The following is a 14,491-nucleotide window of genomic DNA, read 5'->3' as shown; positions in this document are numbered from 1 at the left end:
TGGGATCGCAACCAACGACCATGATGACAAGAGAGAAAATGATGTCAGGTGAAAATAATCTCCAGGTTTTGCTGCGCACGGCGACGCCCCGACGCAATGAGGGGCAATATGTATTTTGTACGTTGCAGCAACCGGCGGCTGAGTTGCTGGCACAGGCGGTGGTTGTGGTGCAGGAGCGTGAAGGGACTACGCTGGTGCTGCCGCAGGCGGTGGCGCAGGCACGGGACATCGATTATGACTACCTCGCCGGATGGATCACTCTCGAAGTCCATTCTTCACTCGCCGCCGTGGGCCTGACTGCGGCATTTTCTACGGTTCTGGCAGAGGAGGGCATCAGCTGTAACGTGGTGGCTGGTTACTACCATGATCATATTTTTGTCGCCTGGGACGATACCGAGCGCGCCATCGCCGTGATTCGTTCCCTTGCCGCACGCTGAGGTCAATATGCTGGTCGCGCAAGTTTCAGATATTCATGCTTCCCCCGACAATGACAATCTGCAACGGTTTGATAAGGCGCTTGCCTGGCTCGATCAGCTTAAGCCGGACGTGCTGGTGCTGAGCGGTGATGTAATTGATAACCAGTGGCTTGACGGGTATTCGCAGATTGCAGAGCGGCTGAGCAGCAAAAAATGGTGTTCGCGGATACTTCCTGGTAATTCCGATGATCGCCGCCAGATGCGTGCTGTCTGGGGGGCTGCTGCCGCAGATGAGTTTCTGCACTTCAATTATGATGCTGGAGTTCTTCGTCTGATCGGCCTGGACTCCACGTTGGTGAACACGACCGCAGGTAGTGTAGTCAACCATATTGCCTGGCTGGAGCAACAACTCCGGGATATCCATACGTCACCAGCGCTGCTATTTCTGCATCATCATGTTTTTGCTTCGGGGATCCCCTCGCTGGACAAGACGATGTGTGCAGGGACTGCGGAACTGGCCGCGCTGCTCAGGCATATGCCCGGCAAGGTTCTGGCAATTGCCACCGGGCATGTCCACCGACCGATCGCCGGGTCATTAGCCGGTGTTCCGGCGTATATCTGCGGCTCGCTGTGCCCGGCAAATCCCGTCTGGTTTGGTACAGATACGATCCCCCCGGTTAACGATCCGCCGGCGCTGATGATTCATCGCTATGTGGATAATGTGTTGACCAGTCACCATGTTTCCCTCTGACGTACAGGAACATTCCGTTGCGGCGCGATTTATCGCGCGGGGGTTAAGTCATGAATTACGAAGATGTTCTCCAGTTCTGGTTCAGTCGTACCAGCAAAGATAAATGGTTCAAAAACGATCAGGCGTTTGACGACGAAATACGCCGGTTATTTGGCCGTTGCTGGGAGTCCGCCTGCCGAGGCGAACTGTTTACCTGGCGTGAAAATCTCTATGGCCGGCTTGCTGAAATCATTGTTCTCGACCAATTTTCCCGCAACCTGAATCGTCAGAGTAGCGCCGCCTGGCAGCAGGATGGCATGGCCTTGATCCTTGCTCAGGAGGCATTAAAGCTTGAAGGATGGGAATATCTCACGCTCGACGAAAAGGGGTTTATGTTAATGCCTTGGATGCACTCGGAGTCGGTGGACATTCATGAAAAAGCGGTAGAACTGTTTGCACAACTTAAAGGTGGCTCGTATGCACAAAGTGAGCGGGAACATCGCGAAATTATCCTGAGGTTTGGCCGCTATCCACATCGTAATGCGCTATTGGGCAGGGCGTCATCGGCTGATGAACGGGACTTCCTGGAGAAACAGCGCTTATCTTTCTTCTGAATCCGGTCATATCCAGGAACCATATATCTGAATAGGCGCGTGGTGCGTTTAAGTCAGGCTGAACAGCCAGGAGAACCGTTTTGATTTTTAAAAAAGGTAACAATCGTGCTCTTCGTTTGCCGTGCGATTTCGATGTTGAAGGCGTTAGTGAGCTGGAGATTATTAGTGCAGGTGACAGCATTTTTTACGTCCGGTTCAGCCGACCTGGAGTTCGTTCAGTCAATTTGAAAAGGCTGACGCAGATTTTATGACAGAGCGCGAGGACATTGTCAGCGACGAAGGACGCTTTGAACTGTGAATAAGACCTACATGCTGGACGCGAACATCTGCTCATTTATCATGCGTGAGCAACCGGAGGTGGTGATCACTCGTCTTGAGCAAAGCGTGTTGTGCGGGTAACTAATCTCATGCTGGAGGACTGGAGTCACCAGTGATTTGGTCTGGAAGAGAAGACATGATCACCTCCTGGACCGCTGTCATGCTGTTTCCCGCCCGCGAAAAGGACCCGCTATGGTAAGCTTCCCAAAAGGTACGTAAGTGTGCAAGGTGGCTCATAATGTTACCTGTCCATCGTGATTGCGCGATAAATCGCGCCGCTACATCATAAGCGCCGTTCAGGCGCTTTTTTCAGTGACCTGCGTCAACGGCTGTTCGTAAGGTGATATCACCGCCGCGCCTGATTTGTGCCACCAACAGCAGCAGCCCCGGTAAGGAAAGAGTTGCTCCGGCCAGACTGACCCAGATGATCCCCTACGCCGCCATAACACCGAAAACCAACATGAACACGCTGACGGTGCTGCCTGAAACCTGAGTCACATTTAACTTATATCTCATGGTTAGCTTCATCCATTGCTTAAAAATTTTTTAATGCCGTGGGAATAAACCTGCCGCTCATTCGTCTTATGGGCTCAATGTGAGCAGGGTGAGCTAAAAAATGATTCCAACTCCACTTTCCACTGGTCAGAAGACGCTACGCTTGTTGCTAATCGGCCTGGTTCCACTGGTTATACTCGTGTTGTTTTTATGGGCGGGAGGCTGGCTGACGCCAGAGCGACTGACTTCCGACAAACTGGTTTCGGTGTTGCAGCAAGCGGGGGGTGAGCATCCGGGGTATCGCCGTAACCATGCCAAAGGGATCTGCGTGATTGGCACCTTTGCCTCCAACGGCAACGCCAGCGCGTTATCACGCGCTGCCCTTTTCGCGCCGGGTGATACCCCGGTAACCGGGCGTTTCGCCATCGCAGGGGGGAATCCATCCGCGCCGGATTACGCGGTGCCGGTGCGCAGCATGGCGCTGGCGTTTCAGCAAAAAGATGGTGAGCAATGGCGCACCGGGATGAATGCCATGCCGCTGTTTCCGGTGGCGACGCCGGAAGGATTCTATGCGCTGCAAACCGCGACGCTGCCCGACCCGGCGACCGGCAAGCCGGATCCACAAAAGTTAGGAGCCTTCGTCGAAAAATATCCTGAATTCAAAGCATTTCTCGCCTGGGCGAAACAATACGTTCCGTCGTCCAGTTGGGCCAGCGATCGTTTCAATAGTCTGAATGCGTTCCGGTTCATTGATAAAACGGGCGCTGCGCATCTGGTGCGCTGGAGTATGGTGCCTCATGCCGCTTATCAGGCGATTAGCGCGGCGGATAAAAATAACAAAGATTTTCTTCAGCAGGACCTGCAACAACGCCTGAACCAGGGGCCACTGGAATGGGACCTGGTGATCACCGTGGCGCAACCGGGTGATGATGGCAGCAATGCAACAAAAGTCTGGCCTGCCGATCGCCAAACCATCAATGCCGGAACCCTGGTGTTAACCCGCGCGGTGCCGCAGCAGCAGGGGCCGTGCAACGACATCAATTACGATCCGCTGATCCTGCCTGATGGGATTGCTGCCTCCGATGATCCGTTGCTCAATGCGCGCTCAGCAGCCTATGCCAAATCCTATAACCTGCGTACACATGAACAGGCGCAACAAACGGGGACGCACTTATGAAACATGTCGGTTATTTTCACCCTGCGCTGCGCGTGATCCATTGGTTAATGGCGGCGGCGATTGTGGCGATGCTGTTTATTGGCGTGGCGATGGTTGCCACCGTGTCGTCACTGCATAGCCTGCTGGTGACAATCCATAAACCATTAGGCCTGATGATTCTGGTGTTGGTGGTGGTGCGACTGTGGTTACGCTTCACTACCGTCACTCCGGCACTGCCCTCAACCATACCCGCCTGGCAACGTGGCATGGCGCACCTTTCGCACTGGGCGCTGTATGCCATGATGCTGATTCAGCCGTTGATCGGCTGGGGGATGCTGTCTGCGGCGGGAGTGCCGATCGCTTTAGGGGGGAAATGGCTACTGCCGCCGATTTTGCCGGTGAATAATGATTGGTATGCCATACTGCGTCCTTTGCACACTCTGGTGGCGCTGATGTTGTTTATCACCGTGCTGCTGCACCTGGCCGCCGCGTTGTTTCATGCCCTGGTGTTGCGCGATGGGGTTTTTGCCAGCATGTCTGGCTCCCGCAGACGCTAAAGGAGAGTCATGCCACAGCTGACTGATGATGAAATTCGCCAGGTGATGCCGCATCTTGAACGTTTTGCACTGTGGTTGACCCGCAATCCGCACAGCGCGGAAGACCTGGTACAAAGCTGCCTGACAAAAGCGTTAACTCGCCAACGTCAAAGCGAGGGGGATCAAAGTCTGCGTGCCTGGCTGTTTGCCATCCTGTACCGTCAGTTTGTTGATGGGGAACGGCGGCGCAAACGCTATATGAAGCTGCTGACTTTTTTCACTGGCGAGGAGATGTTCGCGCAATCCAGCGAGTCGATGGCGATTGCCGACGATACGTTGGCGGTATTTGCTGCATTACCGGAGGATTATCGCGTCATTTTGTTGCTGGTCAGCGTTGAGGGGCTGAGCTATAAAGAGGCGGCCGAAACGCTGGATATTCCCCTGGGCACCGTGATGTCACGGCTCTCAAGGGGACGTAAGTTGCTGCATGAGCAACTGGAAGGTAAGGCGACGCCGCTGCCGCTAAGGAGACTGAAATGACTTTGCCCCCTGATGAACACGAACTCCATGCCTGGATGGATGGGGAAGCGGATGAAGCAACGGCAGAGCGCGTTGAACGTTATCTGAAGGACAATCCGCAGGCTGCCGCGCAAGTTGCGGGCTGGCAGGCTGACGCACAGCAATTACGTCAGGCCATCAGTCGACACTCGCTAACGCTTGACCGTCCCCATCCGCAATATCTGCGGCGTCGGGTGCGGCAGCAGCGGTTACGGCAACTGGCGACGGCTTGCATGCTGGTGCTGGCGACAAGCGCAGGCGGTTTTGCGGGTTGGCAACTGAAGGAATCGCAGGTCATCGCCAGCCCGCAGCCGATGGAAGATGCGGTGCAGGCCTATAAAATTTTTGATAACCAGACGCAAACCCCGATGGACATGGTGGCAAGCCAGCACGCTGAACTCAGTAGCTGGGTGGCACGTTATTTTATTAATGGTAATCCGCCACCCAACCTCGAGCAGTTTGGTTTCAGGCTGGTCGGCGCGCGGCTGATGGCGACAGCGCAAGGGCCAGCCGCGCTGATTATGTATCAGGATCCACAGGGAACTCGGGTGGGGTGGTATATCCGCCCACTGGACCCGGTCAAATTACCTCATGGTGAACGCCGGGCTGATGATGTGATGGCGCAGTACTGGAGTGACCAGCATTACAACTACGCGCTGGTGACGCCGGTCAATTCATCCGGGGTGAGCGGGTTACGCAAGGCGGTGGCGTTGGCAACGAGTTAATCATCGCAATGCGCGACTCTGACCACCGTGTTAATTTCGGCAGCTCTGGCGGGTGATGGCTGCTTTTCAGCGCTGGCGTAAATATGTGACAGGGAGGGATGTCAGATACTCTCATCAAAGATAAGCGCATTAAGCACATGGTCCTGCCAGCTACCGTTGATTTTGAGGTAGGACTTTGCAAAACCCTCCTGGCTAAATCCAAGTTTAGTCAGGGTGTTGCTGCTACGCAGATTGCCGGGAAGATGGTTCGCCATCACCCGATGCAAACCATACTCTCTCTGCACATAAGCAAGGGCTATCTCCAGCGCTTCGTGCATTAATCCTTTGCCCTGATAAGCGTGGTCAAGCGAAAACCCCAGATAGCAGGCCTGGAAAACGCCATACACGAAGTTGGTAAAATTGATGCTGCCGATGATTTTGTCTTCATCCTTGGGTGTGAAAACCAGCAGCAAATTCTTTCTGGCGGCAAAATCAGTGGCTGAATCGGCAATCCGCTGACGGGTGTGTTCAAGTGTGAAATATTCTTCAGTGCGTAGGGGTTCAAAACGGGAAAAATGATCCCGGTTGTTTAGCAAAAAGGCGAGATAAGCCTCGGCGAAATTTTCTGTCAGCAGATAAATATCGGTACGTGCGGTGGAAAGTAAACGCATTTTCTTCCTTGAAGCGAGATAGCAATGAGGGGAATTATAGGTTATTTCGGTCCAGCGCTCCAAAGGTTAAATACCGTGAGGGGCCGAATTTCCCATTACAATCTTTGCTTTTTAATCCATGTCAGGGCATCTGCCGCAGGTAAAGGGCGAGAAAAGTGGAACCCCTGAAACAGGTGGCAACCCATATTTTTCAGATATTCGAAGTATTCTTCATTCTCAATTCCCTCGGCCAGAACATTTAACCCCATCTCACGGGAGAGTTCGATGGTTTTTTGTACCACCAACGAGGCTGATTCATTTTTGAACACCTGCATAATAAGCGACTTATCGATCTTGATATCATCGACGGCGAAATCACTGATTGATTTTAACGATGAGTATCCGACACCAAAGTCATCAATCGCCCATTTAATACCCAACCCACTAAAATGTTGCATGACTTCAGCAATTCTGTCCTGGTCGTAAATGAAGGTGGTTTCGGTAATTTCAAACTTGATTCTTTCCGGCCGGATTTTTGCCTGAGATAACGTCAGCAACGTATCCTGAGTAAAGTCTCGGTGCATTAATTGTAACGGGCTGATATTAATAGAGAAGGCGATGTCACCAAGGTGATGAAGACGCTCCCATTCCGCAATCTGGCGCAAGGTCTGCTCCATTACCCATCGCCCGATCTCGATAATTAAACCACTCTTCTCTGCAATTGGAATGAAGACTTCAGGGGAGATAAATCCTTTCGCCGGATGTTTCCAGCGCAGCAAAGCTTCGAATCCAATCAGTGCTTTATGACTATCAAGTTGTGGTTGGTAATACAGTTGTAATTGATTCCTTTCAATAGCAAGGGAAAGCTCACGTTTAATCAAGTCGGTTTCAGAATAATTGCCGCGTGCGGTAAATACGGTTAATAAAAGCGCCACAACTGGCACAGAACAGTTCGCGATATAAAAGCCGGAGACATGTGCCATATCAGTCTGGAAACGGCCATCCTGCCAGATGGTGCCGGTCGAAACAAAAAAGAGATAGGCCAGCAGACAGATGAGAGGGAAAACCTGTTTCAAATACCAGGATTGCTGTCGTAATACCAATGCACCACCAATGGTCAAAGCCGCAAGATAATTGTATTCAGAATGTTTGGCGAAATCATGATTATTATCAAAGAAACAAAGTAGAATGATGCTAATCAACAAACTATGCGTAATGATATAAATGTGACGATTGATATTGTTCCAGAAGGCAGCCGCTGAAATATATATGCCCAATATTGTGGTCATACAATAAAAAAGTGAAATGAGGTGTTCTCCGATGGAGAAGTTCAAACTGGCCATGTATAAACCGGCCAAAATGCTGGAGGTGCCAGAGATGAGAATGGTCAGGCGTAGCTTTCTCTCAGCGCTATTGCCTTTGAGAATGAATGGTAAATTCTTTACTTTTGCGTATCTGGTGGCGAAATAAGCATTCATTCTGTTGTCTCTTTTTTAATGTTATAGCTGGTGGACAATCATACTATAGCGAGATTGCAGTTGTTGGGTGTCATAATTTTTTTTAATTATTTTATCGTTGGCGTCGGGATTAAAGATATATCTTGTGTGCTGCGAGTTTAATTTGGCGGGGTACAGAACGGTTTTTGTGCAAGAAAGGCGAGGAAAGAATAATTTATCCGGGCCTTTTATCAGAAGATAAAAGGCCCGCGAGACGGTAATCAGTTCAGGTTAATCAGCGCCAAATCACGCGGGCCGCTGTAGAGATCATGGCCCAATGTGGCTTTATCGTCATCCACCAGGAAGCGGGTCACCGACTGTTGCAGGTTAACCACCTGCTCTTGCAGGGAACTGGCGGCGGTCGCCACTTCCGACACCAGCGAAGCGTTCTGCTGGGTTACGCCGTCCATCTGCTGAATGGCGATATTGATCTGCGAGATGCCACGGGTCTGCTCTCCGGAAGCCAGCATCACTTCATCCATAATTTCGACCACTTTCTTCACATCAACCATCACTTCATTCATGGTGACGCCTGCCTGTTTCACCAGCCCGGAACCCTGTTCGATGCTGCTGAGCGAATCATTAATCATGGTGCCAATCTCTTTGGCTGCGGTGGCGCTACGCTGTGCCAGCACGCGAACTTCTGAAGCCACGACCGCGAACCCGCGTCCGGCTTCACCGGCTCGTGCTGCTTCAACTGCGGCGTTCAGCGCCAGCAGGTTGGTCTGGAAAGCGATGCCATCAATAACACCGACGATGTCACCAATTTTTGCCGAGCTTTTCTCAATTGAGCTCATGGTGGAAACCACTTCAGACACCACATTGGCCCCGCGTGAAGCGGAATTTGAGGCTTTCTGTGACAGCGCGTTCGCTTTACGGGTGTTGTCTTCGTTATTTTGCACCGTCGCCATAATCTGTTCCATGCTGGAGGCGGTCTCATCCAGTGAAGCGGCTTGCTGCTCGGTACGGCTGGAAAGGTCGATATTGCCGGAAGCAATCTCTTCCACACCGGTGCCAATTGCATCTGTACCACTGCGCACCATCAGCACCATATTTTCCAACCCGTCGCGCATGCGCTGCACGGCGGCAAACAACTGGGCTATCTCGTTTTTCCCGCTGATATCAATGCGATCACGCAGATCACCTTCCGCAATACGGTCAAATACATTAATCACATGATTCAACGGCTTAACGATCAGATTGGTCATTACCGACCAGGCAAGACCAGCCAACACCACAGCACAGGCGATGGCGAAGTACAGCACCCACTCCATACGTTTTACCCGGTCGCTGGAGTCGTCATAGGCGACATCAATGCTTTTCAGTTTAAAGGCAACCAGCGCTTTGGAGGCGGTATCAAATGCGCCATACAGCGCCGTCGATTTTCCGGCTCGCTGACGATATTCGTCCAGCTTACCGGCTTCCAGCGCGGCAAAGGCGGGATCAATGAATTCTTTCATTAACGCGTCACGGGTGGACGCCATTTTGGCCGCAATGGGCTGCTCTTCTGCGGATTGCGGGTATTTCAGATAGTCCTGCCATTTTGCGCTGGCGCTGTCAATTTTACCGCGGGCGCGTTCCAGCGCGACTTTGGCTTTTTCTGTGTCGCCGCTACCCATCAGTGATTCATATAAACGCAAATCCAGCCGGCCGCGTAATAAAAGTTCTGAACTTTCATTCAGCGCCACTAATCCCGGCAAAACTTCGGTATCTACCGTGGCAAAGGATTTATTTCCCGACTGCACGGCAAATAATCCCAGAACGCCTACGAAGAGTAATAATGCAGTCAATGAAAAAATCATTATGCTGAGTGCAGTACGGATCTTTATTCTACGAAACATAGAGTATTCCCTGCTAACGATTAAATGATAAAAAGGAGTGTGCTGTCGAAAATAATTCCTTTATTAAAAAAACAGGAAGTAACCTGAGTGACTTCCTGACCAGAGTGGCGATTAATGACTTTCCGTTGCGACAGGCGTGTGCGTTAAAAACGTTTTCAGTTTTTCATGATAAAACTTTGCCTGCATCATGGTGCCGTGGCCGCTGGTTTCTGCGCTCGCCGGAATGAGCAGCAGTTCAGCCTGTTTTATTTGATTTAATTCACCTTGCAGAATGCCGGTTTCAACCGGATTGCGTTCATCATCCGCAGAATTAATAATCAGCATCGGCGCCTTGATGCGATGCAAAGCGGGCAACGCATTGTAATTTGCTGACGAACCCCAGATATAAATAAGGTCGTTAGCATCGGCAGTGACCGGTGCCGCGAGACGTTCATCAACCAGCTTATCCGCCAGCGCGCGCGTTGGCGCTTTGTGTTGGTAAGCCAGCGTGCCGCCGGTTGTGGCGATACTGAACATAATATTGGCGGTTTTAAGTACCGGTGGCTGCTGGCGGTAGTTGCCTTCGGCCCAGGCCGGATCGCCTTTGATGGATTCAATCAACATTCGGCGCAGCATCCAGTTGCGTCCCGATAATTCATTGGGCTGTGAGGCCATCGGCACTAACGCATCCATCATTGACGGGTATTTTTCACCCCATAGCCAGGTCTGCATCCCCCCCATCGAATATCCCATCACCAGTCGCAGATGAGAAATCCCCAGCCCCTCTTTAATTAAACGATATTGGGCAGTAACCATATCGTCATAATCATAGTGGGGAAATGCCATACGCAAACCATCCGAAGGCTTGGATGATTTTCCGGAGCCAATACTTTCCGGGATGATAATAAAATATTTGCTGCTATCCAGTGCCTGTCCCGGACCGAATAACTCACCGGCAAAACCCTGGGCCAGTAAGGCTTTGATGGGTTGATTAGTTCCGTGCAGTAATAATACCGCAGGTTTACTGCGGTCGCCGAGCGTGTAGTAATGAATGCGGAGATCTTTTAGTTTTTCGCCGTTATTAAAGTTAAATTCTTTGGCGACCCAGTCAGCTTCTTTTGGTGTGGGTAATGCATTCGCTGCCTGGGCTAAAGGTGATAAAGCTAACAGAATGGCGCCCGCCATTCCTGATATCGTGCGACTAATCATAAAAGCAACTCTTAAGTTATATGTAGTCCCCTGGAGGCCTGATATTAGTTTCAATTAAGAAAAATCCCAATGGACATCAACAACATCAGAGAAAAAACATACAATGCTCTTAATTTTTGAGTTTTAACAAGACGATTTTTAGTCGGTTTTTCTTAGGATAATACATCCGTGTATTATTTTTGCGGTCCGGTTCAGAGGATTAGTTCAGCCTGATACAAGTAAAGACCCTGTTTTCTCCTCTACACCTGTTGCATTGCTTAAGCGTGGTGCTTGCGGCTATTTCTTCTTACCAAAAGAGGGCGTCTCGCTGGAGAAACGTGCTTCGCGGGCATCGCGCTCATAACCTTGCGGTTCGCACAACATACCGTAGAGATCAGGACGGCGGCCGTGGATCCAGCGCCGTCCGGTCGACATTGTCAGCAAACGGGTGTCCAGTTCTGCGACCACCAGCGTATCCTCAGCAGACCAGGTTTCATTGATGATTCTGCCGTAGGGATCCAGCACCATCGCGTTGCCGGTGCGGATCTCGCCGTTATCCAGACCCACGCCATTACTGAACAGAATAAACAGCCCATTATCGTGCGCTCTGGACGGTAGCCAACGCATTAACCAACCCCGGCCGCTGTCACCCCGCAAGGCAGCTTCCAGCGCTTCGGGTTGCTCGCGGCGATTTTCCCACAGACTAACGGGAATCGGTTTCATGCCAAACGGGCTGCGGGAGTGTGTTCCGCCAGTTTGATGGGGGGCGATCAGAATATCTGCGCCCATCAGCGCGGTTATACGGGCGTTTTCAACCAGATTGTTATCCCAGCAAATCAGCACCCCGGCTTTAACGCCCCAGGGGGTGTCGAATACGGTGAAGCGATCGCCACGCGCAATGGCGGGATGTTCAAATGCGTACATTTTTCGATGCACATGGACGCTACCATCCGGCATACAAACCGCGTAGGCATTGTAATTGAGTCCATCTTTCCCCCGTTCGATGAAACCCGCGCCAATCGCCATCTCATGCTGTTTTGCCAATGCCCGGAGGGGGGCCAGTGAGGGGCTATCCTCGATGGATTCAGCCAGATCGTTTACCTGGTCAGCAGTGAGATCGGGAACATGCCAGTAGCCGGTAATACACATTTCGGGAAAGGCCAGAATCTGGATGCCCTGACTGGCGGCTTGCTGAATAAAGCCTTTCATCACACCAAGGTTGTACGCTTTGTCGCTGGCACGATGACAAAACTGCACGGTGGCAACCCGGATTAACTCGTCCATCGTTTTTCTCCTCATTCAAAAGTGTTGAGATTTCATCAGAGGGAAAGCACCGGGTATAATCACCAATTATCCACTTATGATAACGAACTGGAATGGATATCAAACTGCTGCGCGCATTCGTCACCTTAGCCGAGCAGGGGCGCTACCATCAGGCGGCAGAAGCCCTGTGCATCACGCAACCGGCCCTGACGAAACAGATTCAGACCCTGGAGCATTTGATCGGGATGACGCTATTTCAACGCGGGCGTCACGGGGCAAAACTCACGGTCAGCGGGCAGCAACTGTTGCCTGGCGCCCGCGACCTGTTACAACGTCACGAAATTTTCCGTTCTGACGTCGCAGGTTTGCAAAACGGTCACGCGGGAGAGTTGAAACTGGGGTTTGGTATCTCTTCTTTTCAACTCGCCCCGTTGAGCGTGGCGGCTTTTCGCGCCCGTTATCCATCCGTCAAAATTTTGCTGAATGACCTGCCTTCTGTCATGCAGTTTCAATTGCTTACGGATGGCCAGTTGCAGTGTGGATTTGTCCGGTTGCCCGCACCGGAGCATCTGCAAGCGGCGGTGCTGGAGGAAGAGGCATTGGTGCTTGCCGCACCAGAGCGTTTCGCCGCGATGGGTGACTTTCGCCAGGTGATCGAAAGCAATCAGTTATTGCAACTCAGTCCAAACCGGGGAGAAGGGCTGGTGGCGCAGGGAGCCGCTTTTTTGCGTGCGCAGCAACTGGCTGCACAAACCCTTGCTGCGGCAGATGATATTCAGACGCTGCTGGCGCTGGTCGCTGCCGGAGAGGGCGTGGCATTGCTGCCTGCCAGCGTCAGGCATATCCAGCCATCTGGGGTGGTATTGTTGACGTTGAGTGGTGAACAGACCCGCTGGAAAACCGGGATTGCCTGGAATCCTCGAATCCGGGATCCACTGCGTGATAACTTTCTGAGTGTGGTGTTGACGCCAGACAAGTGATGTATGGCTAGCAAAGGAAATATATTGGCGGATGGGCGAATTGCATTTAATGCTGCAAAACTCTTATTTTTGTTTTGGAAGTGTTAAAAGCCCAGGGCCACCGAATCAGGTATGCTACGATAGCCGCTTTTATTTTCACCAGACTATCCAGCTAACATTTGGTTAATTAAAAAATGCAGGAAGAAATTAAACAATACATCTCTGTCATTCTTAAAGAATGGCAGCCTTTACGTGCAGAACTTCCACAAAATGTAATAGTCATTCTGCGAAATATTGCAGAAGAACAATCAGACAATTTAGCGCATCGATTTTATGAAAGTTTGTTTAAAGATCCAGCAATTGCCAGGCATTTGTCCTATGAGTTGGTAGAAGAACAACTTAGTCGCTCTCTGTCTAAATGGGTAAAAGCGATCCTGACTCAGGACGAAAGCCAGTTTGAAACGCTGGCGCAACAACAATATCACGTTGGGGGCGTGCATGCGCGCATTGGTATTCCGGTGGAATTTGTCCAGCGCGGTGCCCGGCAACTTAAATATGGTATTTACGACTACATCACCCAGCACAATATTGAAACCGAGCTGGGTTTACAGGTGATGCACTATGCCGCGATGGCCATTGATATCGCTATCGAGATGATGAGTCACGCCTATGCGATGTCGCATTATCGGGCAACGCGAAATGAAGAGGCGTATCGCATGCATGTATTGATGAATAACGCCTGGCAGGAACAAGGTAAACAGCAGTCAGCACTTTCCAGTTGGGAAAACTCAGTGATCTATGGACTGGTCAGTGGCGTACACCAGTCAGAAGCGTTGATAAAAATCTCCGACTCTAACTTTGGCTTATGGTTCCGCCATAAATGCGTTCGTCAATTTGGTGAAACAGAACAAATTCAGCAGATACGCCTGCTGATGACAACCATTGATCAAAAGATGGCTAGCCTGGATATCACCACGGATATACCCGTAGAAAAATTGCAAGATCTGTTACGTATCATTCATGCCTGTTGTCAGAAAATTAGCACCTATATGGAGATGCTGTTTAACGACGTGTCGCATATGCAGGACGGTAAAGACGCTCTGACGAATTTGCTTAACAAACGTTATTTGCCGATTGTTCTGAAACATGAAGTCAGCCTGGCGATGGAAAACCATTTGCCATTAAGCGTGGCAATCATCGATGTGGATTTTTTCAAAAAGGTCAACGATGAATGGGGACATACGGTTGGCGATCGCGCATTAACGCATGTTGCCAATTTACTCAGCGATAATATTCGCGCCAGCGATTATGTTTTCCGCTATGGCGGAGAAGAGTTCCTGATTGTGCTGGTGGAAGCGGGGCAGTCCGAGGCGTATATGCTACTGGAACGTATTCGCCGCATCGTCAGTAGCACACCTTTTGAAGCGGTTTCCGGTAAAAACCTCCCCATCACAGTCAGTATTGGTTATACCGTTCATGATGGACACCCTGACTATAATCAGTTACTCAATCGGGCAGATGTTGCGTTGTATGAAGCTAAACGCAACGGCAGGAATCGTATCGAGCAACATAAGTAAGGGAGACTCAG

Annotated in this window: 14 protein-coding genes and 2 pseudogenes; 11 read left to right on the top strand and 5 right to left on the bottom strand. The window is 51.0% G+C overall.

Annotation, left to right across the window (positions count from 1 at the left end; translation table 11 throughout):
- The first annotated feature begins 41 nt into the window (after nt 1-41).
- From CTZ24_RS26290 to CTZ24_RS26250, 9 genes and pseudogenes are all read left to right on the top strand, one after another.
- Nucleotides 42-437 (top strand): ACT domain-containing protein, encoded by a 396-nt coding sequence (locus CTZ24_RS26290; RefSeq protein ID WP_208727358.1) that lies wholly within the window; start codon nt 42-44, stop codon nt 435-437.
- A gap of 7 nt (nt 438-444) precedes the next feature.
- Nucleotides 445-1,167 carry a metallophosphoesterase gene (locus CTZ24_RS26285; protein ID WP_208727177.1) on the top strand — a complete coding sequence of 241 codons (723 nt, stop codon included), beginning with the start codon at nt 445-447 and terminating at the stop codon, nt 1,165-1,167.
- Between the two features lie 50 nt (nt 1,168-1,217).
- On the top strand, nt 1,218-1,760 hold the full coding sequence (locus tag CTZ24_RS26280; RefSeq protein WP_208727175.1) for a DUF924 family protein: 543 nt from the start codon (nt 1,218-1,220) through the stop codon (nt 1,758-1,760).
- Between the two features lie 80 nt (nt 1,761-1,840).
- A pseudogene (gene vapB / locus CTZ24_RS26275) lies at nt 1,841-2,058 on the top strand (type II toxin-antitoxin system VapB family antitoxin).
- Nucleotides 2,055-2,156, top strand: a pseudogene (locus tag CTZ24_RS26270) (VapC toxin family PIN domain ribonuclease); the annotation flags it as partial. The pseudogenes vapB and CTZ24_RS26270, both read left to right, overlap by 4 nt.
- 538 nt (nt 2,157-2,694) lie before the next feature.
- Entirely contained in the window at nt 2,695-3,750 is a 1,056-nt protein-coding gene (locus tag CTZ24_RS26265) for a catalase family peroxidase (RefSeq protein WP_208727173.1), read from the top strand.
- Nucleotides 3,747-4,286 carry a cytochrome b gene (locus CTZ24_RS26260; RefSeq protein WP_208727171.1) on the top strand — a complete coding sequence of 180 codons (540 nt, stop codon included), beginning with the start codon at nt 3,747-3,749 and terminating at the stop codon, nt 4,284-4,286. Before CTZ24_RS26265 ends, CTZ24_RS26260 begins: the two co-directional genes overlap by 4 nt.
- A gap of 9 nt (nt 4,287-4,295) precedes the next feature.
- Nucleotides 4,296-4,805 (top strand): RNA polymerase sigma factor, encoded by a 510-nt coding sequence (locus CTZ24_RS26255; protein ID WP_021185476.1) that lies wholly within the window; start codon nt 4,296-4,298, stop codon nt 4,803-4,805.
- Nucleotides 4,802-5,548, top strand: a complete 747-nt coding sequence (locus CTZ24_RS26250) for an anti-sigma factor family protein (protein ID WP_208727169.1) — start codon at nt 4,802-4,804, stop codon at nt 5,546-5,548. The genes CTZ24_RS26255 and CTZ24_RS26250 overlap by 4 nt, the downstream gene beginning before the upstream one ends.
- A 101-nt stretch (nt 5,549-5,649) precedes the next feature.
- Here CTZ24_RS26250 and CTZ24_RS26245 read toward each other — a convergent pair whose 3' ends face one another.
- The 5 genes from CTZ24_RS26245 to CTZ24_RS26225 form a co-directional block, all read right to left on the bottom strand.
- Entirely contained in the window at nt 5,650-6,198 is a 549-nt protein-coding gene (locus CTZ24_RS26245; RefSeq protein WP_208727357.1) for a GNAT family N-acetyltransferase, read from the bottom strand.
- A gap of 95 nt (nt 6,199-6,293) precedes the next feature.
- Complete coding sequence (locus tag CTZ24_RS26240; RefSeq protein ID WP_208727167.1) at nt 6,294-7,655, bottom strand: putative bifunctional diguanylate cyclase/phosphodiesterase; 1,362 nt, start codon at nt 7,653-7,655, stop codon at nt 6,294-6,296.
- A 239-nt stretch (nt 7,656-7,894) separates the two neighbouring features.
- A complete protein-coding gene (locus CTZ24_RS26235; protein WP_208727165.1) occupies nt 7,895-9,514 on the bottom strand; it encodes a methyl-accepting chemotaxis protein in 1,620 nt (539 codons plus the stop codon).
- 111 nt (nt 9,515-9,625) lie between these two features.
- The gene (locus CTZ24_RS26230; protein WP_208727163.1) at nt 9,626-10,702 is read right to left on the bottom strand and encodes an alpha/beta fold hydrolase; all 1,077 of its coding nucleotides are present in this window, start codon (nt 10,700-10,702) and stop codon (nt 9,626-9,628) included.
- A gap of 276 nt (nt 10,703-10,978) precedes the next feature.
- Entirely contained in the window at nt 10,979-11,965 is a 987-nt protein-coding gene (locus tag CTZ24_RS26225; protein WP_208727161.1) for a nitrilase family protein, read from the bottom strand.
- A gap of 92 nt (nt 11,966-12,057) precedes the next feature.
- On the opposite strand from CTZ24_RS26225, the gene CTZ24_RS26220 reads away from it, so the two are divergent.
- Nucleotides 12,058-12,924 (top strand): LysR family transcriptional regulator, encoded by an 867-nt coding sequence (locus CTZ24_RS26220; protein ID WP_208727159.1) that lies wholly within the window; start codon nt 12,058-12,060, stop codon nt 12,922-12,924.
- Between the two features lie 173 nt (nt 12,925-13,097).
- Entirely contained in the window at nt 13,098-14,480 is a 1,383-nt protein-coding gene (locus CTZ24_RS26215; protein ID WP_208727158.1) for a diguanylate cyclase, read from the top strand.
- The last annotated feature ends 11 nt before the right edge of the window (nt 14,481-14,491 follow it).

It is taken from the genome of Pantoea phytobeneficialis (assembly GCF_009728735.1).
In the GTDB taxonomy this organism is placed as follows: Bacteria; Pseudomonadota; Gammaproteobacteria; order Enterobacterales; family Enterobacteriaceae; genus Pantoea; species Pantoea phytobeneficialis.
Note: the sequence above shows the minus strand (reverse complement) of the source record. Positions and strands in the feature narration are given on the sequence as shown.

Bases quoted from the DNA above. Each gene is read 5' to 3' on its own strand.
- CTZ24_RS26290 (WP_208727358.1), top strand. From the start codon at position 42: ATGTCAGGTGAAAATAATCTCCAGGTTTTGCTGCGCACGGCGACGCCC.
- CTZ24_RS26285 (WP_208727177.1), top strand. From the start codon at position 445: ATGCTGGTCGCGCAAGTTTCAGATATTCATGCTTCCCCCGACAATGAC.
- CTZ24_RS26280 (WP_208727175.1), top strand. From the start codon at position 1,218: ATGAATTACGAAGATGTTCTCCAGTTCTGGTTCAGTCGTACCAGCAAA.
- CTZ24_RS26265 (WP_208727173.1), top strand. From the start codon at position 2,695: ATGATTCCAACTCCACTTTCCACTGGTCAGAAGACGCTACGCTTGTTG.
- CTZ24_RS26260 (WP_208727171.1), top strand. From the start codon at position 3,747: ATGAAACATGTCGGTTATTTTCACCCTGCGCTGCGCGTGATCCATTGG.
- CTZ24_RS26255 (WP_021185476.1), top strand. From the start codon at position 4,296: ATGCCACAGCTGACTGATGATGAAATTCGCCAGGTGATGCCGCATCTT.
- CTZ24_RS26250 (WP_208727169.1), top strand. From the start codon at position 4,802: ATGACTTTGCCCCCTGATGAACACGAACTCCATGCCTGGATGGATGGG.
- CTZ24_RS26245 (WP_208727357.1), bottom strand. From the start codon at position 6,198: ATGCGTTTACTTTCCACCGCACGTACCGATATTTATCTGCTGACAGAA.
- CTZ24_RS26240 (WP_208727167.1), bottom strand. From the start codon at position 7,655: ATGAATGCTTATTTCGCCACCAGATACGCAAAAGTAAAGAATTTACCA.
- CTZ24_RS26235 (WP_208727165.1), bottom strand. From the start codon at position 9,514: ATGTTTCGTAGAATAAAGATCCGTACTGCACTCAGCATAATGATTTTT.
- CTZ24_RS26230 (WP_208727163.1), bottom strand. From the start codon at position 10,702: ATGATTAGTCGCACGATATCAGGAATGGCGGGCGCCATTCTGTTAGCT.
- CTZ24_RS26225 (WP_208727161.1), bottom strand. From the start codon at position 11,965: ATGGACGAGTTAATCCGGGTTGCCACCGTGCAGTTTTGTCATCGTGCC.
- CTZ24_RS26220 (WP_208727159.1), top strand. From the start codon at position 12,058: ATGGATATCAAACTGCTGCGCGCATTCGTCACCTTAGCCGAGCAGGGG.
- CTZ24_RS26215 (WP_208727158.1), top strand. From the start codon at position 13,098: ATGCAGGAAGAAATTAAACAATACATCTCTGTCATTCTTAAAGAATGG.